At 35.7% G+C, this 19,074-nt stretch carries 21 protein-coding genes; 18 read left to right on the top strand and 3 right to left on the bottom strand.

All coding sequences use genetic code 11. From position 1 onward, the window contains the following. Nucleotides 1-505 precede the first annotated feature (505 nt). Both J2S19_RS18775 and J2S19_RS18770 read left to right on the top strand, forming a co-directional pair. Nucleotides 506-928 carry a VOC family protein gene (locus J2S19_RS18775; protein ID WP_307344946.1) on the top strand — a complete coding sequence of 141 codons (423 nt, stop codon included), beginning with the start codon at nt 506-508 and terminating at the stop codon, nt 926-928. Nucleotides 929-1,112: 184 nt separating this feature from the next. Then, nucleotides 1,113-1,502, top strand: coding sequence for a VOC family protein (locus J2S19_RS18770; protein ID WP_307344954.1), 390 nt, complete (start codon nt 1,113-1,115; stop codon nt 1,500-1,502). A gap of 509 nt (nt 1,503-2,011) precedes the next feature. On the opposite strand, the gene J2S19_RS18765 is transcribed toward J2S19_RS18770, so the two are convergent. After that, the gene (locus J2S19_RS18765) at nt 2,012-2,881 is read right to left on the bottom strand and encodes an AraC family transcriptional regulator (RefSeq protein WP_307344944.1); all 870 of its coding nucleotides are present in this window, start codon (nt 2,879-2,881) and stop codon (nt 2,012-2,014) included. Between the two features lie 1,160 nt (nt 2,882-4,041). Between J2S19_RS18765 and J2S19_RS18760 the strand changes: the two genes are divergently transcribed. The 5 genes from J2S19_RS18760 to J2S19_RS18740 all read left to right on the top strand — a co-directional run bounded on the left by J2S19_RS18760 (nt 4,042) and on the right by J2S19_RS18740 (nt 6,818). Then, a complete protein-coding gene (locus J2S19_RS18760; RefSeq protein ID WP_307344940.1) occupies nt 4,042-4,608 on the top strand; it encodes a hypothetical protein in 567 nt (188 codons plus the stop codon). 115 nt (nt 4,609-4,723) lie between these two features. Beyond that, nucleotides 4,724-5,242, top strand: a complete 519-nt coding sequence (locus tag J2S19_RS18755; protein WP_307344938.1) for a DUF4367 domain-containing protein — start codon at nt 4,724-4,726, stop codon at nt 5,240-5,242. Nucleotides 5,243-5,347: 105 nt separating this feature from the next. Beyond that, nucleotides 5,348-6,025 carry a hypothetical protein gene (locus J2S19_RS18750; protein WP_307344935.1) on the top strand — a complete coding sequence of 226 codons (678 nt, stop codon included), beginning with the start codon at nt 5,348-5,350 and terminating at the stop codon, nt 6,023-6,025. 89 nt (nt 6,026-6,114) lie between these two features. Continuing rightward, a complete protein-coding gene (locus J2S19_RS18745) occupies nt 6,115-6,249 on the top strand; it encodes a hypothetical protein (RefSeq protein WP_307344932.1) in 135 nt (44 codons plus the stop codon). A 326-nt stretch (nt 6,250-6,575) separates the two neighbouring features. Beyond that, complete coding sequence (locus J2S19_RS18740; protein WP_307344929.1) at nt 6,576-6,818, top strand: MFS transporter; 243 nt, start codon at nt 6,576-6,578, stop codon at nt 6,816-6,818. 95 nt (nt 6,819-6,913) lie between these two features. Here the strand turns inward: J2S19_RS18740 and J2S19_RS18735 are convergent, their stop codons facing one another. Further along, the gene (locus J2S19_RS18735) at nt 6,914-7,225 is read right to left on the bottom strand and encodes a hypothetical protein (protein ID WP_307344926.1); all 312 of its coding nucleotides are present in this window, start codon (nt 7,223-7,225) and stop codon (nt 6,914-6,916) included. A 147-nt stretch (nt 7,226-7,372) separates the two neighbouring features. Then, entirely contained in the window at nt 7,373-7,624 is a 252-nt protein-coding gene (locus J2S19_RS18730) for a hypothetical protein (RefSeq protein ID WP_307344922.1), read from the bottom strand. 285 nt (nt 7,625-7,909) lie between these two features. Here J2S19_RS18730 and J2S19_RS18725 point away from each other — a divergent pair, with 285 nt between their 5' ends. The 11 genes from J2S19_RS18725 to J2S19_RS18675 all read left to right on the top strand — a co-directional run bounded on the left by J2S19_RS18725 (nt 7,910) and on the right by J2S19_RS18675 (nt 18,951). Beyond that, nucleotides 7,910-8,464 carry a hypothetical protein gene (locus J2S19_RS18725; protein WP_307344919.1) on the top strand — a complete coding sequence of 185 codons (555 nt, stop codon included), beginning with the start codon at nt 7,910-7,912 and terminating at the stop codon, nt 8,462-8,464. A gap of 132 nt (nt 8,465-8,596) precedes the next feature. Then, on the top strand, nt 8,597-9,406 hold the full coding sequence (locus J2S19_RS18720) for an undecaprenyl-diphosphate phosphatase (protein ID WP_307344916.1): 810 nt from the start codon (nt 8,597-8,599) through the stop codon (nt 9,404-9,406). Between the two features lie 197 nt (nt 9,407-9,603). Further along, nucleotides 9,604-10,530, top strand: a complete 927-nt coding sequence (locus J2S19_RS18715; protein WP_307344913.1) for an ABC transporter ATP-binding protein — start codon at nt 9,604-9,606, stop codon at nt 10,528-10,530. Further along, nucleotides 10,523-11,755 (top strand): ABC transporter permease, encoded by a 1,233-nt coding sequence (locus J2S19_RS18710; protein WP_307344908.1) that lies wholly within the window; start codon nt 10,523-10,525, stop codon nt 11,753-11,755. Before J2S19_RS18715 ends, J2S19_RS18710 begins: the two co-directional genes overlap by 8 nt. Nucleotides 11,756-11,796: 41 nt before the next feature. Continuing rightward, complete coding sequence (locus J2S19_RS18705; protein WP_307344905.1) at nt 11,797-12,258, top strand: glycine zipper domain-containing protein; 462 nt, start codon at nt 11,797-11,799, stop codon at nt 12,256-12,258. A gap of 1,149 nt (nt 12,259-13,407) precedes the next feature. Beyond that, the gene (locus J2S19_RS18700) at nt 13,408-14,253 is read left to right on the top strand and encodes a DnaD domain-containing protein (RefSeq protein WP_307344902.1); all 846 of its coding nucleotides are present in this window, start codon (nt 13,408-13,410) and stop codon (nt 14,251-14,253) included. Then, on the top strand, nt 14,250-15,506 hold the full coding sequence (locus J2S19_RS18695) for a replicative DNA helicase (RefSeq protein WP_307344899.1): 1,257 nt from the start codon (nt 14,250-14,252) through the stop codon (nt 15,504-15,506). Before J2S19_RS18700 ends, J2S19_RS18695 begins: the two co-directional genes overlap by 4 nt. A gap of 12 nt (nt 15,507-15,518) precedes the next feature. After that, nucleotides 15,519-15,965: a hypothetical protein gene (locus J2S19_RS18690; RefSeq protein ID WP_307344896.1), complete on the top strand. Its 447-nt coding sequence runs from the start codon at nt 15,519-15,521 to the stop codon at nt 15,963-15,965. A 261-nt stretch (nt 15,966-16,226) separates the two neighbouring features. After that, a complete protein-coding gene (locus J2S19_RS18685) occupies nt 16,227-16,769 on the top strand; it encodes a DUF4303 domain-containing protein (protein WP_307344893.1) in 543 nt (180 codons plus the stop codon). 57 nt (nt 16,770-16,826) lie between these two features. Further along, nucleotides 16,827-17,030, top strand: a complete 204-nt coding sequence (locus J2S19_RS18680; RefSeq protein ID WP_307344890.1) for a hypothetical protein — start codon at nt 16,827-16,829, stop codon at nt 17,028-17,030. Between the two features lie 307 nt (nt 17,031-17,337). Further along, a complete protein-coding gene (locus tag J2S19_RS18675) occupies nt 17,338-18,951 on the top strand; it encodes a putative polysaccharide biosynthesis protein (protein WP_307344887.1) in 1,614 nt (537 codons plus the stop codon). Nucleotides 18,952-19,074 lie beyond the last annotated feature (123 nt).

Raw genomic sequence — 19,074 nt, 5'->3', positions numbered from 1 at the left:
GTTTTTTCCCCTTTCTTCATATTCCACCACCCCAATACCAAAATCATGAGAAATAATCATAAAAAAACTCCCCCTTCTAATATGCAAAAAATTTAGCACATTATTTCAGAGAAGTATATATTGAATTCCGGAGGAATTTGGAAATGTTTGCGGTAATTGTGAGGATACAAAGTGACTGTTTACAACATTCTCACTATAATTTTTATTGGAAATACTAAATAAGCATCCTATTTTGAAAGCCATATGTAAATCAAATTCCATTACAAAGATTTGTTGATGAACAGGGAGCTTTGCTTTATGTAGAATTGGCAAGTTCATTAGCTCAATTGAACTTCAAAATTAGCGATTCTCAACATGAGGGTCGCATTTACTTATTGTACTAATGAGGCATGTTTACTTAAAAAGAAAATCAGTAAGAAACAACAATTTAAATCAAATCACTCTTGACCTTTACGTTACGTAACAGATTAAGCTAAGTATATCTTAATCAAAGGAGAGTGTAATGATGGAAGCATATCCTATGCCATTATTTGTGAAACTTGAAGTAGGTAATATGGAGAAATCAATCAATTGGTATAAAAAGGTTCTTGGTTTTGGTTCGGTTTTTGAATTATCTGATAATGAAGGTAAGGTTGTTATGGCCCATATTAGAGGGGAACAGTATCAAGACCTTATGTTGGTTACTACCTCATCAAAAGATAAAGGAAAAGGTGCTGGAATTGCAATAAATTTTACAGTGAATGAGCTTAGTTTGTTTACTCAGAAAGCAATTACTGAAAAGGCAGACGTAATTGAAGGGCCTATTGATCGTCCTTGGAATGCTAGAGAGTTAATAATAAAAGATCCTGATGGATATTGTATAACTCTGTCTATGAATTTAGATAGCAAGAAGGATTTTCATACTATTTTGGAACAAATTAAAGATTAATTAATAATATTATATTTACTTATTTATCGGGGCATTAATCGAAGAAGTATTAATGCTCTTTTTGTTGGAACCTTATTTTAGATACTTAGCAGGTTAAGTTAAGGGATTTGAATAAAAGAGGTAAATGTCAGAAACTGTAGAATTCTTTAGAGATAAAGCTATTAAACAAATGGGGATGATTTTCATGACAGTACCTGTACACAAAACACCAATTAAAAACCGAATTGGTGGTGTGTTTATTCCAGTTCGAAACCTTAAAAAATCAATAGAATGGTATAAAAAAATACTTGGTTTGGATGAGGGGAAAGAATATTTCGGGCATATTTTCGTGGCACCTATGGAAGGTACAGCTGAATTAGTTTTAGATGCTATGCCAAAGTGGAGAAATGAAGATGGTGATATCTCGACCTACAATGTGCCATCAATTCAGTTTACAACGGAAGATATTCAAGCTTCTTATCAATTTATGAAAGATAATAATGTTGAACTTGTTACAGAGATTCAGGACAATTTCTATTTTGTGTTCAAGGATCCAGATGGCAACTTATTAATGATTTGTAAGGAAACATCATAAAGGTAATGAACGGTTGTAATTAAGCAAATGGGGAGAGTAAATCTTACAGGGATTAATGTTCTTGAACTATACGGTCAGGATAGCTTAATAAAGTTATCGTTATTTATAATAAATATAAGGAATAATTATTTATTTTATTGGAGATGTTTACTTGAAAGACAGCAAAAGAACGGCAATACTCATTCTCGTTGTTATAATTATTGTTATAATTGTTTCGAATTATTAAAGTGAAAAATTTAATAACAGAAGAACATAACCTGTATCCAAGAGAAGACAACTAAATTTCAACCTTGTCAGTTCATTTTTGGGCTTAAGAGTGTACCACTTGTGTCATCCCTATTACCAGTGATTCCCATAGAGATTAACACCTGTTGCCACCGTATTTACCACAAGGGAGATTTACGCTAACGTAAAATAAAAGCCTAATTCCATCCTTTGTGAACGTGAATTAGGCTTTTGATGTTCAACAATCGCGGCCGATCGCTGATAAGCGTACACATAACATGGACTTATTTAATTGGAATCCAGATTTCTGAATACAATTCCGGATGATTGGGATCCTCATCCGTATATAATTCAAATTCTGGTGTACCCGCATGCTCATACCCAGTAGAAGGGAACCATTCGGAAAAAATTCGTTTCCAAGTGTTTTGCATCGCGGCAGGCATTGGTCCAATTACTTCAAAAACCGCCCACTTTGAAGAAGGGATTTCGATGCTAAGCATGCCTTCTGGAACCTCCCCAGAGTATGAAGTTGCTACCCAATACTCAAACACATTAGCGCTTTTTTGCTCTTCACTAGTTTCCCCACAAACACCTAAAACACCTTTTACTATCCCGTCATTCAATTGAAATAGTAGATCACTTATTCCATTTTGATTGACCTCTTCCCAAAGTTCCGGAATGCCTACTACGTTTTCTTCCTCTGCCACTCTAGAAAATTCCCGCTTAACCCCAACAATTTGAAACGCATCTTTCTCAACTATACTATATTTCATTGGTTCTGCTCCTTTCAAGATTACCTGAATTATCAGGCGGTTATAGGATTGCAACTTGCCCTTATTCTTTCGCACTTCACTCGGAGTAACATTGTGCTGTCTGCGGAAAGCCTTAGAAAAAGCCTCGGGAGTGTCATAGCCATATTTATAGGCAATGTCAATAATCTTCGCATCTGTTGTTAGCAATTCCTCTCCAGCCAACGTTAATCGCCGTCTTCTTATATAGTCACCTACCGTAATTTCTGTCAAAACTGCAAACGTTCGCTGGAAATGAAAAGGTGACACATTGGCTTGTTTAGCAATACTTTCTATCGTAATTTCATCCGTTAGATTTTTTTCCATATACTCAATCGCCTTTTGGATTGACTCCACCCATGCCATAGCTTTCAACTCCTTATTATCATCTTAGCAACCTTTAACAAACACATCCTGTCAATTTATGCTATGTTGTGGCAGGTTCGATTCATTTAATGTATAACAAGCATAACATTTATACTTAATTTTATGTGTTTTTAAACTATTAACCCAAAGGTAATGTAAAGTGGTAAACTGTCATTTACTGGTACACCCATGTCATTCAGTGGTAAAAACTATGTCAGAGGTGGTACATTTCAATGGCTGTAATCAGAATGAATTTGTCTTCCCTTCCAGAATATGTAGGATTAGACATCTATAGGGGGAATGAAGATGGGTTTCTATTGGGTACGTTTTATTTTTTGGATATTAATTGTTGTATCGTCCCTATTGTTAATAGGTGGTTTATGGAAAAAATCTTGGAAAGTTATAATATGTAGTGGAATTCTCATTATTTTACCATCACTATATTTTGGTGGTGCAGAGAATTGGTTTAGACTCCTTGTCCTTTTTCCTCTGATTCCTTTTGTACTTGCGTTTTATATAAAAAATAGAATTTAGCTCTTTTATAAATCTGGTTGGTTACTTTATTTAGATGCCTTCTTTAAAGAAAACACCTTTATCATATTAAACTACAAAAAACTAGGTTGGCTTAAGAAGGATGATATGTTAGAAAAATCATAAATATTTATAGGTGAGAATGAAATGTTAAAACCTTTTAGAATAGCTTTACAATTAGTTTTGTAGGTATTATTTTGTTATTCGGTACTTATTTTTCGTTAAAATTTGCAAAGATAAAATACAAAGATATTAGTAGATAATGTTCAAGTAATGGTGAGTCCGTATAAGAAGACAATTTGCTTATTGTGCTGAAGAAGAAAAAAATATATAAAAGCATCTAGGCAGTAGCAAATTGTCTTACAGTTGCTCCTTGTAAAAAATAAAGAGGGTGAAATATGCTGATTAAATTTTTATTATTTATTGCATTTTGTATTATAGTATTTTTTGGGTACCTAGTTGCATGGTTTACTGGAGGAAACCCTTAATATTTTTATGGATGTAAATACAAAACTAGTTAATATAGTGCCAATATTATTAAGCGAAAGGTAACTAAAGGTGCAGTGGTATAAGGATAATTATTATTGATTTGTATAAACTATACCTAAAATAATTTAGGATGATGAATAATGAAAAAAGCTGTTCCTCTTATAGTTTTATCCTTTTGTTACTTATTAGGTTTGAATAGTACGGCAGTGAACGCAAACCCCAAGAACTCTCCTCCACCTATTGAGAACTTACACATTCAAAATGGCTATAAAACAGTTGAAGAAGCTGTCCTGGAATTTGAGAAGCACTTCAATAGGGATTTAACACTTCCTTTTAAAATTCCACCTATTCCTTTTACACATTATTTCGGAAGATTTAATGATTTAGAAGGGGTAATAAATGACTCACTAGATATTGAATTTATAAATGAACAATTACCAGAAAATCATTATAAGATTGATATACGACCATATAAAACTAAAATATCAATTCATGAAAAGGATGTTTTGAAACGTATGAAATTACAGAATGGAAATGATGCAATGTTTGTTCATGTCCCAGGTTTCGATGTACTAGTATTCTCAATAGATGATTGCCAATATATGCTTAGTGTTGATAAAAGGAATACTGAAAAAGTTTCACAAAATGCATTAGTCGAAATTGCTAACTCAATGAATAGTAAAGCTTCTTTTAAAAGTGAAGATTAGTGTTTTCACATATGAAGTAGATATTGTAGAAACCAGAGTAATATAATGACTATTTACTGCTACCGGAGATGTTAGTATTTGAATAATCATAATTAAATGAATCGGAGGAAGTAAATTGGTCTATATCGTTCGTTCATTAATTGCTTTAATTCTTATATGCAGTTATCCAATGGTAATTATGGCTAAAGAAATTGAGTATAATCACAACAGTAAAACTATTTCAGAATTAAAAAAGGAAGTTGATTATCCTATTTTTGCTCCAGGAAATATACCTGAGGATTGGACATTAGAGATTAAGACATATCCTATGGATAATAGAAAGAATTTTACACATTTCAGATTACACTACATGGATAAGGAAGATACAATCTTAAAAGTAGCCATTGAACAACGTAAAAAAGCACCAGAAGCAGTTGATATCTTTACCGGAAGTACAGAGGTGGTTGATATAAACGGTAACAGAGGGAAATTTAGTTCATGGGTCAATAGTGGAAAAGTAGACAATAAAGGCGAATTAATAACGGGTGGTTTATTACAATGGACACAGGATGGAACTACTGTAGAGATGTATAGTTCAAGGATAAACAAAGAAATGATGATAGATATTGCTAGGTCAATGGAAGTTGTTAAGTAACAATCATTCTATTGAACGTTACTGCAAAATATATAAACTATTCTAATTAAGACACATGTTAGTAGGGACGAGGAAAATAATGGGGCTACTAAAAGGGATGTTACTATGAAAATATTTATTGGATTAATAATAGTTGTTGTTACTTTTACGATATACCCTATCATTGCCCTAGCAGAGAACGAATCATATGAAATGGTTAGTAGGAACGAAAAAGAGAATATAACCCTGTACGCTAAGAGAATGGATGGTCTATTTAGGGGGTTCAAAATTAATTTCAAAAGGGAGTTATATTCGATGCCTTTTTGGATTAGTGAAATAAACCCAGCTTATAGACCACAAATTATCTACGAAGACATTAAAAAAGACCAAAATAAAGAGTTAATTATTATTTTGACAAAGGGTTATGGAACTGGTGTATTATGGGAAGATGTTTATGTTTTTGACGTTTTGAATAACCGTTTAAACGAAGTGATTGTTCATAATCCTTTAACAATAATTAATATGAAAGTAATAACGAAGTTGACTGCTGAATATGCCGAGGTTATTATCGGAGACAAAAAATGTACAGTAAATATAAACCCGATGGAAATCAAATCTGAAAACTTATTTGATGGTATAGGTTTTGGTAGTATTATCGATTATGAAGTTAGAGACAATCAACTAATTGTAAGCATTGCTGGACAAATAACACCGGGCAAATTTGTTGGGAATATTGTCATTATTTTTGAAGATCGAGATAACATGTATCAAGAGAAGACGATTGAATTTCAACCTTGCCAATAAACGTGTGACGAAATGCACTTAAACCATAGGGTAGGGCTCATTTTTTATACATTAACGGTTCAAATTAGTGAAACAAAGCATTGTAAAATATGGTAAAATGTAAATATACAGCAACCGCATTGAAATCGCAAAGGGGGAGTAAAATGGGAGCGATTATTACATTTATTGCTGACATTTTTGCTGCTATTGCAGGTGCATTATTAAAAAAGAAACATGATGACTAAATTAACAAGGATAAATAGCACATAAATTATTAAATTAGTGGGTATCGATACTTCAACAAATGGGGTATCGCTTTTTCTAATTATACTAAAGGTAAAGTTAGCGTGACCGTAAAGCTTGACAAGCCCACCACCCATCACGGCTATTGCAGACTGCTGCAAGAGGTAACTAACTCAAAATGACAATATGTAGGATGGATTAATGTTTAGTAAAACAGCCCAACTTAATTTTGATGTTCAGCAGAAATAGCATACTATTTGTCCAAAACTTGCTGTGACTTATATCTCTTCGGTGTTGTTCCCGTAAATTTCTTAAACACTTTCGTAAAATGACTTTGGTAATGGGATTAGGTGCAGCCATGATGGGATGGCTCTTATCACTTGGCGGCTATGTTGGTGGAACCGCGGAGCAAACAGACTCAGCACTTTCAATGATAATCTTCTTATATGTTTGGGCACCAGCGATTATCGCATGTTTACAAATTGCGATACTTTCTTTCTATAAACTAGATAAAATCTATCCGCAAATTTTGTCTGATTTGCAGGCGAGGAAAGAACAACGTAAGAAGTAAACGGATTGATACAGTTATTTCTTAAGTAAAACACTGTTTACTTTATAAAGGTAGGAAACCCAAGCTCACCAGGTTTCCTATCCTTTAAACTAGTTTCATTCTTTATTGAATACGCGGTACTGTTCATTTTCTTCAATTGCGATCGTTTTATTTTTTGAACGTCCCTTTACTTCATAAATAGTAGTAGAAGCTAAATATTGGTTAGATTCTCCTTCTTTATTTGGGAACGTAGATACATGTTTACTAATTTCCCCGATTTGCTTTCCTCCTTCTTCTTTGGTCATCATGTCTCCTGAACCGTAAATCGTATCATTCCACATTACTGCCGTAGGATAATCTTCTACTGCATGAGAACAGCCACCCAATATGATGGCAATCATCGTTATAGCAATATATAACGTTTTCATCCTTCACCTCTCTTGATTAAGAATTTCTGACTGACTTAAGCTATACAAAATATCGGTCATATAATATAGAGTATTCATAATAAAGCAACGTTTATCTATTATCATAATAACCATAAGGATGTTTAGAGTAATAATTTTAAACATAGATTAAGCAGGATAATAGCCGAGGCTAAAAATCGAAACAATTGAAATGAAGCAAACGACGTTTAAGCTAAAGAGGCACCAACCCCAACCGCCTTTTCCTTTCATCGCAAAAACAGCTCCAGTAATCGGTGCAAGAATCATCCATATGTAAATGACATTGCTAAAATCGCCGAATGAAACGTTACTATATAATAAAATGAGAAAAGCTAAAAATACCCCAAGGAAAAGGATCGAACGAGTATGATATTTGCTCAACAGTACAACCTCTCTTTCTATCAAAATGGTAAAAAATACAATATACTTAATTTTACTATAGAAAAAGGTCACTGAAAACTGTAAATGTATAATATTTACACAAAGTAGAAATATAAGCGAATATAGTATGGATAATAGATAAAGCGGTAAATCGTATCAATTGTAGACAAGGTCAAACTCTTCGGTACCATGTACTTCGTTGCATAATCATCTTAACATCAACAAAAAAATCCCTACAAAACATAGTGAACAATGATATAATCGAACATTGAGGTGTAGAAAACGATGGAAATCCAGATTATGCAAGCTGAAAATAGGGAACAAGATTGGGTAAACGTCAAGGGAGAATATGAACAATTTCATATATATGGTGATAATGACGATTATGTTGAAGATACGCTTATATTGATGAAGAAGGCTGCAACTCATTGTTTGCAGTACCCTTTTTATCTACACTTTGAAGGCTATGGTGATGAAATAGATTACGTCTTATCTAGAAGTGACACCTACAACATCTCTCACCAGCTATCAGGCAGAAAAGTGTTAACGATGTCTGACGGGAAAACATATCATGCTCCAGTGCCATCCTATACTGTACAAATCGCATATGAAGAAACATTACATAAGGCTTTTTCAGACTGGTTTTATTTAGCACATGAAAACCACATGTGGCTTATGACGCAACATTCACCATTAATCTATGAAAATGGCTTTGCAGTCGTTGACATCAGTCAAGAACAAACGATATTACTGGCAGACCATGATGCACAGAGCCTTTCGCTTGTTACAAATCATCCGGAGTACAAGGGGAAAGAAGCGTTACGAGCAATATTCGATTAAAGATGTTTGAAAGTTATATGTGATTTAAGTAGAAGCATTCCATGTTTTATTACAATCCTATTACAAAACAGCTAAAAGGTTTTTATTTTTGCTAGTTTTATATAAAATTTTAAGAGTTACAAGGAGGAGAATATGACAGATTTTGTAGAAATAGTTAAGATGATTATTATCGGTTTAGTACAAGGATTTACTGAGCCAATTCCGGTATCTTCGAGCGGACATGTGATGATTGCAAGTGAGTTATTAGGTGTCGGTGAGCAAGGGTTTACTTTTGCAATTTTAACAAATACTGCTTCACTGCTGGCAATCCTGTTTATTTATCGAAACGATATTGTCAGATTGGCAGTAAACTCGATTAAGTATTTAAAAACAAAAGATAAGGCATACAAAAGTGAATTTCTATTTGTTTGCTACATCGTCATTGCAACCATTCCAGCCGGTGTACTAGGCGTCTTATTAAATGATGTGATTGCTGAAAATGTGAGCATGACAACCATTGCGATTATGCTTTTTGTGACGGGAATTGCACTATGGCTAATCCGTAATATGAAAGGGAAAAAAGGGGATGGCGATCTCTCTGTTAAGGATGCGTTTATCGTCGGATTAGGACAGGCAGTAGCGTTAACGCCTGGTATTAGTCGTTCAGGTGCAACAATCATTTCATCGATTTTCGTTGGTATGAAGCAAGACACGGCTCTCCGTTTTTCATTTATGATGTATATTCCGATAAGTCTCGGAGGCGTTATCCTTGGGATCTCAGACTTTATCGCTGAACCAAATAAAGCTGAATTAGCAATCCCGTATTCAGCAGCTTTCATTGCTACACTACTTATGACCTATTTTGCAATGAAATGGTTTATGGGAATTATGAAGCACGGAAAACTAGCATATTTCACCTACTATTGTTTTATCGTCGGGGTATTATTGTTAATTTTCTTTTAAGAGTTCCTAGTTAGTGAACTGTAAGTTGAAACACTCACAACAATTGATCTATCAATACTTGTGGGTGTTTTTTTATTGTTTGGTTATCACGAAATTTGAAAGTAAATGAAACTTTTCCAACATATAATCGTATTTTATGATGAGAATTTATCTATACATAACCGTAGCAATTAGAAATACCTAGGGGGGAGAACAAGATGGAGCCATTTTTAAAAGTAGAAGACTTAAAAAAGACATTTAAACAGACCCAAGTTCTAAAAGGGATTTCATTTGAAGTTCAAAAAGGGGAAATTATGGCAATTCTTGGGCCAAACGGTGCTGGGAAATCAACAACAATCCGTAATATTATGGGAATCATGTACCCTGATGAAGGCAATATAACATTCCAAGGTAAAAAGGAAATTCCCCGTAATAAAATCGGTTATTTGCCAGAAGAACGTGGACTTTACAAAAACGTAAAAGTAATGGATATTCTTCTATATTTAGCAGAACTCAAGGATTATCCTATTAAACAAGCGAAAGAGCGCGCACTCTACTATCTTAAGAAATTTGGTTTAGAAGGTAAGGATAAAGCATCTGTTGAAGAACTTTCGAAAGGAATGGGGCAAAAGGTACAGTTTATTGCTTCGATTTTACACGAACCGGAGTTTTTAATCCTAGATGAACCATTCTCTGGACTTGACCCAGTTAGTCAGGACCTATTTAAACAAGAAATTCGAAATTTAGCAGCAAACGGCACAGCAATTCTCTTATCCTCGCATCAAATGAATCTAGTTGAAGAAATGTGTGACCGCTTGTTTTTAATCCATCGTGGCCAAAAGGTCATTTACGGGACAATGGATAACGTGAAAAAAGAGTACGCAAATTTCAAATGCACAATTAAAGGTAAAAATCGATTAGAAGATGTCGAAGGACTACCAGACGTCCAGCGGGTTGAACAGTCTAACGAGGCAACGATTTTATATTTAGCTAAAGATGTAAATGTCGCATCTTGGATTAAGCATTTACCTGAAAGTCTCGAGATTAATGAATTGTCAATTGATCGTATTTCCTTGCACGAGATTTTTATTGATATTGCCACTGATAAAAACATGCTAAGAGAGGAGGCTGAGGCAAATGCGTAATGCGATGAAAGTTGCAAAATGGGAAATGAAACGCAATATGAAAAACAAATCGTTTCTCATCGGATTATTTTTAACGCCATTATTATTTTTAGGGTTTATGTTTATTGGCACCCTTTTTGGTGACTCTGAGGAAGAGGCAGCTACAACAAAAGTATTCATTCATGACACGATAGGCGCAATTGAAGCAATTGAGGAAACTGTTGCAACCCAAGAGCTGAACTGGGATATCGAAGCGACAGACAAAAGCGAAGAAGCAATGCGTGAAGAGTTGCAGGAAATGGACAATGCAGCCTACATTTCACTAGACGAATCTGCATTTGAAGAAGGTGTCATTTCATTTGTTACGTCCGAGGAGATAGGAGATTTCTTTAGCAGCGAAATTCAAGTGTTGTCAACCCCATTAAAAACAATGCAAATGAAACAGCTCGGATTATCAGATGAAGAGCTTGCAGCTGTTTCAACAGGAATCGTATTTGAAGAAGCGTCCATAGATGATGAGGCAACGGGTGAAACAGAGGAATCAATACTAGGTGACGACCCATTTAAACGCCTTATTCCAGGAGCATTTGCAGGAATTATTTTATTATCGATTGTCTTCTCAGGGATGTACATCTTCCAAAGTGCCTCACAGGAAAAGAAAGATAAAGTCGCTGAAATTATTCTTTCATCTGTCACACCTGGTGAGTTAATGCAAGGGAAAATTATCGGCTACTTTGGCCTTGGCATGGTTCAAGCGGCTGTCTTTTTAGTATTTATTATTCCAATGGTTGTATGGAAAATCGATATCCCATTATTTGAATATTTATTCGTTCCAGAGGTACTGTTATATTTACTCATCGCGATATTAGGATATTTTTTATATGCTGCCCTTTTCGTAGGAGTAGGAGCAACAATGGCAGATATGGCCTCAGCTGGTAACTTCCAAGGAATGGTCATGATGCTACCATTCATGCCGTTTCTATTTATCGGTCCAGTCATCGATGATCCGAGCGGTCTCATCGCACAAATCGGCACATATATTCCATTCTCTTCACCAGGGGTATTATTACTGCGTCTAACGTTATTAGATACATGGTCATGGGTCGAAATCGTTATTTCTCTCGCTGTACTACTATTAAGCATTTGGGTCTTTATGAAGCTAGCAGGAAAAATCTTCAAAACAGGTATCTTAATGTATGGAAAAAATGCAACACCTAGGGAAATTTTGAAATGGTTACGCGCCTAAACATCATGAAACACACAACAATAACGTAAGGAGTTTTCTTGTTGGAAAACAATGGCAACGAACTAAAACTCATCATTAATAAGCTCAAACAAACAGTAGATACCCAAACCTTTAAGAAGCTTGAGCTAGAAAAATGTGAGCGTCTAGTTGAAAGACTTACTTCCTTTTCGGAGTCCTGTGAGGAATGTCAGCGTAAATTTATTGAAGCTGAGGAACATTTCTCTCGTCTTGACGAACACATCGACCAGCTTCCAACTAGTGAAATGAAAGAACATAAGCAATTTGTCAGTCAAACCGTCGCTCATTTTGAAAAGGAACATGACCTCGTCACAGAAGGATATTATGTAAGCCTATATATGTCGATTGGGTTAGGCCTCGGTGTCATGTTCGGACTCACAATATTCGATAACATCGGTTTAGGCATCCCGATTGGCTTTGCAATTGGTCTCGCAATTGGTTCCGGTCTTGATGCAGATGCTAAGAAGAAGGGGAAGACGATTTAGGGTATTGGTGTTTTTGTGATTGCTAGTCTGGTTGAGAGTAAGATTTGTTGTGGGCGAGGCCTGAGAGGTTGAGTATTGAAGAAGGTATTTATGAGGATTTTGAGAGGTAATCGGATTGGAGTTATGCGGTGAAGCAGGTTTCTAATAAGGTAATGGAGGAAAAAACTGATTCATAGGTTCGATGAATTAGTTTTTTCTAAGATTTTAATTGGAGGATTGGGTTCATCGACGCTATGAAACAGGTTTTTATGTGGAGCCCGTTTAAAAATCGGGCTCAGTGCTAGTATGAAGCCGGTTTTACAAAGGCAAGGAAGGAAAAAAGTTCTTCATAGCTGTAATGAAGCCGATTTTACAAAGACAAGAAAGGAGAAAAGTTCTTCATAGCTGTAATGAAGCCGATTTTACAAAGACAAGAAAGGAAAAAAGTTCTTCATAGCTGTAATGAAGCCGATTTTACAAAGGCAAGAAAGGAAAAAGTTCTTCATAGCTGTAATGAAGCCGATTTTACAAAGGCAAGAAAGGAAAAAAGTTCTTCATAGCTGTAATGAAGCCGATTTCTCAAAGGCTATAAAGGAAAAAACTTCTTCATCCCCGCAATGAATCAGTTCCCACATGATTTAAAATGAAAAAACCTTCACATTCCCCCTATTATAAACGACTCACCTCGACCTCACCAGTATGTCAGTCAATCGGCAAGCCTCCGCATCTCGATCTTCTCTGCTTAAACGCGTAGCATATGTCACACCGAGATTGGTTAAGTGTCGCAACCTATCTTTTTGCGATTCATAAACAAAGCGGTAACTCATTATCAGAAATACGAAAACATATGAACAGCCAAGCAAACGAACCGAAAACTAGCATATAGCCGATTCAGTACGACGCCACATCTACATATTTCGTTTGTTGAATCGATCCACGCATCGTCCCTACATACTATATATAAATATATAAATTGTTGTAGTAGTTATAGTAATTGGTAAAAACCATCTACAGTTGTTGTTGTAGGTGGTTTTTTCTATGTTCGAAACATGTTACCAATCAAGACGATCCAAATTTTTTAAAATTTTTTAAATTAAACGCTACTCCACACGACACATCTTTGTATATAAAGGGTGAATAAACTTTTAACAAGAAAGGGATGTGTGAAACATGGGGAAAACACAATTAATACCGAAAAACTTTTGGATTGAACCACTTGTTCAAGAAATGAAGACGGAGGAAAAATACTTTTACATCTACTTGTTGACGAATCCGAATTCGAATCATATTGGCATTTATCGGATTACGAAAAAAGAAATGGTCCTTTACACAAGTTATTCGCTCGAAAAGGTGGAATCCCTCATTGAACGGTTTACAACGAAATATGAGTTAATTCGTTACAATGAGGAAACAAATGAACTCGCGATAAAAAATTGGGGGAAAATCAATCTTAAGAAAGGCGGAAAACCAGTAATGGATTGCATCGAATCGGAATTACAAGATGTGATCGACCGTTCACTCATTCAATATGTAGCTGATTCAATTAAGAAAAAAGACATTTACACCCTCTTTTTATCGTACTGTAGCGATACTTCTCGAGTAAGTGAACCTGTTCAAAAAGCACTACATACATCACGTGAAAAGAACGAAACTCCAAAGCATCAGCAGCAAGACGTAGAAGAGATCATCACTTTTTGGGATAACAACGGTTTCGGCGTTTCCAACATCAATGGAAAGGAACAGCTGCTGACATGGTTAGACGACGGAAATTTCCACCAGCCAAATGAAGTAATCAAAAAAGCATTATCAATCGCCTGTGCCAATAACAAGCGAAGACTTAATTATGTAGAAGGCATTTTGAAAAACTGGCAAAATGAATCGCTACGAACGATGAAAGAAATTGAGGACTATATTGAAAAGCAGCAACGAAAACAAAAGTCAAGAAACGATGATGTACCAGGTAGGGTTATTCCGTCAGGCTTTGTACTTGATTTAACGGCAGGCGAAAAAGAATGAGTACCGCCGAAAAAGCGCTGCTGGGAACGTTAATCAAACACGATTATTTAATAAAGGAGACGAGAATTCGCCCAGAGCACCTGGAAAACAAACAACATAGTAACTTATTGCAAATCATCCTTGATATGAACCAAAAAGGGCAGGATGTCGACCTTATTTCCTTAACAACTCTACATCATCTAGATTCAGTAGGGGGAATGTCGTACTTATCGGAACTTGAATCATTTGCAAATCCTGCTAAATTGGAATCGATTGAAAAACTGATTCTTGACATATGGAAGGAGCGTGAAAAGCGTAACATTTTAACTGTTGCTACTACGAATAATTGGGATATTGCCAAGATCATCTCAAGTTTAGACAACCTTACTCAAGCAAAATCTGATGACTACACTTCGATTCATCAAGCACTCTCAAAAATTTATGATGCACCTTGGGAGGAGCAACATGAAGACACCGGGATAACAACAGGTATTCAAGAGCTAGACAAAGTCACAGGAGGTTTTCAAAATGGCGAAGTAACGATTCTTGCAGCGAGACCATCGATGGGGAAAACTGATGTCATGCTCCACCTTGCAAAACATGCAGGGTGGGCAGGCAACTTACCTATCGTCTTTTCACTTGAAATGCCAGAAAAGCTCATTACAAAACGATTAGTCGCTTCAACTGGCGGCATCAATCGTACAAAAATGCGCCATCCAATGCGCAGCTTAACAGATAAGCAAAAGAGAAATTGGGCAAATGTTATCGATGAATTAAGTAAAACAGAGATGCACATCTTTGACGGTTCAGGACAGACAGTAGCAGAAATAAGAGCAAAGGCACGAAAAGTCATTCATCAATACCCAAACAAGAAGCCGATTTTATTTATCGACTATTTAACACTGATTCAATCAGACAAAACCTTCGGAGGGAATGCACATCAGCAAGTGACCGATGTATCTGAATCATTGAAATTCATGGCGAAGGACTTTGATTGCCCGATTGTCTGCTTAGCACAATTAAATCGTTCAGTTGAATCACGTTCCATTAAAAGACCGGTCATGTCCGATATCCGGGAATCCGGAAGTGTCGAACAAGACGCAGATGTCATATTGTTTTTATTCCGAAAAGGCTATTACAACCCAGAGGACGAAGATAAGACACTTGAAATCATTATCTCGAAAAACAGAAATGGTCCGGTCGGTTCAGTTTTTGTTCACTACAATCATTTCACCGGAGAAATAATCCCATTATCAAAATATAATGAAAGTTGAGAGGTGTAAAAAATGAAAATCAAACAATTATATATAAACGCAATCCACCGTGAAGAATCAACACTAGCCCATTACCTTCACCACCTAATTAAAGAACAAAAAATCTCCTTAGAAGACAACATCACAAACCTAGACTTCGAAAAAGCAGACCACGACAAAGTAGCAAAAATGATTGAAAACAACATCCTCGGCTTCCACAAAATTCACGTATATTCACTAAAAATGAACAAAACTACCTTCGTTTTCATCTTTGCAGCAAGCCGAGAAGAAGCAATTGAATACTATACAAAAACATTCAAGCAACGCCCATTAAACTGCCACGAATACCCACTAGACTTCGAACTACAAAGAGGCAACGGCACCATCACCTTCCGCAAACTCCGAAGAGAAACAACCCACTTCCCAGCCATCGCCGGCCACTACACCAGGAAGCAGAGGGACGGTTCCTCTGCTTCCTAAGGTGAAGGAAGCAAGGGGACGGTTCCTCCGCTTCCAAAAAGTGCGGAAAGCGAGGAGACGATATCTTCCACTTCCAAAAGTGAAGGAAGCAAGAGGACGGTTTTCTTACTAAAAGTGTAAAATACAAGGGTACTAGTTTGTGGACAAGCTAATATTTAGCAAAACATAATACCACAAAATGCAAAATTATCCCATTCTCCGTTCACAAACAAGCAAAAATCTATTAAACTCAACCCTAACGACATTGTTTTGGAGGGAAAAATGAACTTTGATTATATAGTATTTCGCGACAAACTAATCCAATCATTAGAAAACTACTTTTTCGAAATAACAAAAAAATATACCGACATATATGCATTTACATTAGATTGCACAGGGGATGTCCGTTCTATTGGAGTCATTGCTAACACAAAAGCAAACCTAGAGAAACAAGCACAAGTAGACGACGAGGACTACCCTTATTATCAATATTGTGAAGCAGAATGGGCGATCTTTCATACGTTTAAAGATTTGTCAGAGGAGATGAGTCAATTTCTAGAAACCGACCGAGACACATTCACAAATCCGCATACATATATGTTCACGGAGAGCTTTCATGAACATGTCAAAAAGGTGATGGCTGCATGCGATGAAGCTATTATTCGTCTCAAAGCCTCGGAACACTTTCAGAAACATCCGAGTATCATGCTTAATTTCGTTATTGAAGACGACTCAGATAAAATGAACCGGGTAGAACGGTATATACGTTTAAATGGTACGAAAGCGGCACGTGATTATGAAATCCATTACGACGAATTTGCTTGATATGAGTCCGGATAAAATTATTGTGATATACTTTAATGATTGAGGTGGTGTGAAAAAATGATGAAAAATCTACCGTTGTTAATCGCTATCCTATTACTGGGACAAGTAACATTGCTAATCACAATAACGACAGAAATACCAGAAATCGTGGAATTAATTCTATTAATCTCCTCTGTCATATTTAACGCATGGGGAATCATTGCACTCATATTGTACATAGGCATCAAAATGAAGCAGGGGGACGGTTCTTCTGCTTCCTAATCAAAATTTACTTCAAGAAGAGCCTTCTCAAATATCGTTAAAGGATGCGCTTTAAGGTGCTCTTTCAAAAAATGAATAACCCGGCACTAGTATATTAGTCCTAAATAGAAAGAAACTCGTCCTTAAATTGACGAGTTTCTTTCTTTTGATTTCACCATCTCAATTATATTGGGATTAACAGCAACAAGGTGCTTCTAATATATATTTCTCTAATACCGAATGGATATATATGTTAATATAGAATGATGAGAAAACAGTCCATAAAAAGAATAGCTTACATAGTTAGTATCGATTAAGAGGTGTTTCAGTGGAAAGTAAATTTATTAGAGGAACTTTCTTTTTAACGGCAGCAAGCCTAATATCTAAGATTTTAGGTTTCATATATATTATTCCGTTCACGGCTCTTGTAGGAACACAGGGTTACGTTCTTTATAAATATGCGTATGGTCCGTATACAATCCTATTAAGTATTTCAACAATAGGCCTGCCCCTTGCCGTTTCCAAATTTGTTTCGAAATATAATGAATTAGGTAACTATAGAGTAGGTTTGACCTTATTAAAATCTGGCATGTATTTAATGGCCATAAGTGGTGTGATATCATTTGCTGTTTTGTATTCATCGGCACCGTTCTTAGCAGGATTACTAATCGACCCAAATGACCAAACAGGAAATTCTATAGAGGATGTTCAGTATGTCATTCGTCTCGTCAGTTTTGCTTTGTTAATTATTCCGGCAATGAGTGTTTTTAGGGGATACTTCCAAGGGAGCCAATCGATGGGGCCTTCGGCGTTAAGTACAGTGATTGAGCAGGTAGTGAGAATTATTTTTATTTTGGCTGGTGCATATGTGACAATTCACATCTTTAACAGCTCTCTTACAAATGCTGTAGGGATTGCAACCTTTGCCGCCTTTATAGGTGGTGTAGCAGGGTTTATCATTTTATTAGTTGTTTTCTTTAAACGAAGACAATTAATCAAAAAACAAAGAGATATGAGTCCGAATAACGAGGACATCAAGGTGATATCAATATACAAGGAATTAATCGGATATGCAATTCCTTTTGTTATAACAGGACTAGCTATACCTATTTATCAGAACATTGATACCTTTACCATTAATAAATTGTTTCAGTCTATAGGCTATAAATTAGAAGAGGCTGAGACAATTAATTCAGCTATCGGGTTAGCTCAAATACTCGTCATGGTTCCCGTCTCATTGGCAACAGCATTCGGTATGTCGTTAATACCTGGCATCACTTCAGCATTTACTAGTGGAAGAATGCTAGAAGTACAAACTAAGATTACTCAAACGATCCAAATTCTTATGTTCTTTACTCTTCCAGCTGCAATGGGCTTATGTATTGTTGGAGAACCAATTTATACTATGATTTTCGGGTTAGAAAACAGTCCTGAGCTAGGTGGGGGTATTTTACAATGGTACTCTTTAGCCGCAGTATTTTTTGCTTTATTTACGGTAACAGCTGCTATTATGCAAGGAATAAATCAGCAAAAGAAATTAATCATAGGCATTAGTTTGGGGATTTTTTTAAAGATCGTTTTAAACGTCATACTCGTACCATATTTAGAGGAAATAGGTCCTATTTTAGCTACCTATTTTGGTTTTATCGTCTCAATTCTATATAACATTTACAACATTAAGAAAACGATTCAATATAAGTTATTACCATTACTAAAGTCATTAATAGAGGTTATCTTGATAGTTTTGGCAATGTCATTAGTTGTTTGGTTTGTTCAATTTTTGACCGAACGATGTTTGTCAGATGCTCTAAACTTATATTCTCGTGCTTTAGTTATTTCAGTCATCTCAATTTGTGCAGGGTTATTCGTTTATTTAGGCTTAGGTTCCAGATTAAATTTAGTAAAAAAAATATCATTGAGAAATCAAAGAAATAATAATTAGTGAACCCTTCTTTTTCAAAAAGCAGAGGATTAACAAAGGGGGCTCCTTAAGGATGTTCCCTTATTTTTTAGCCAAATACCTTATTTAGCAAAATCTTATCTTAAGCCTCATTCCTTAATAGTT

It is taken from the genome of Metabacillus malikii (assembly GCF_030813355.1).
In the GTDB taxonomy this organism is placed as follows: domain Bacteria; phylum Bacillota; class Bacilli; order Bacillales; family Bacillaceae; genus Metabacillus; species Metabacillus malikii.
This window is presented reverse-complemented; position numbering and strand designations above follow the sequence as displayed.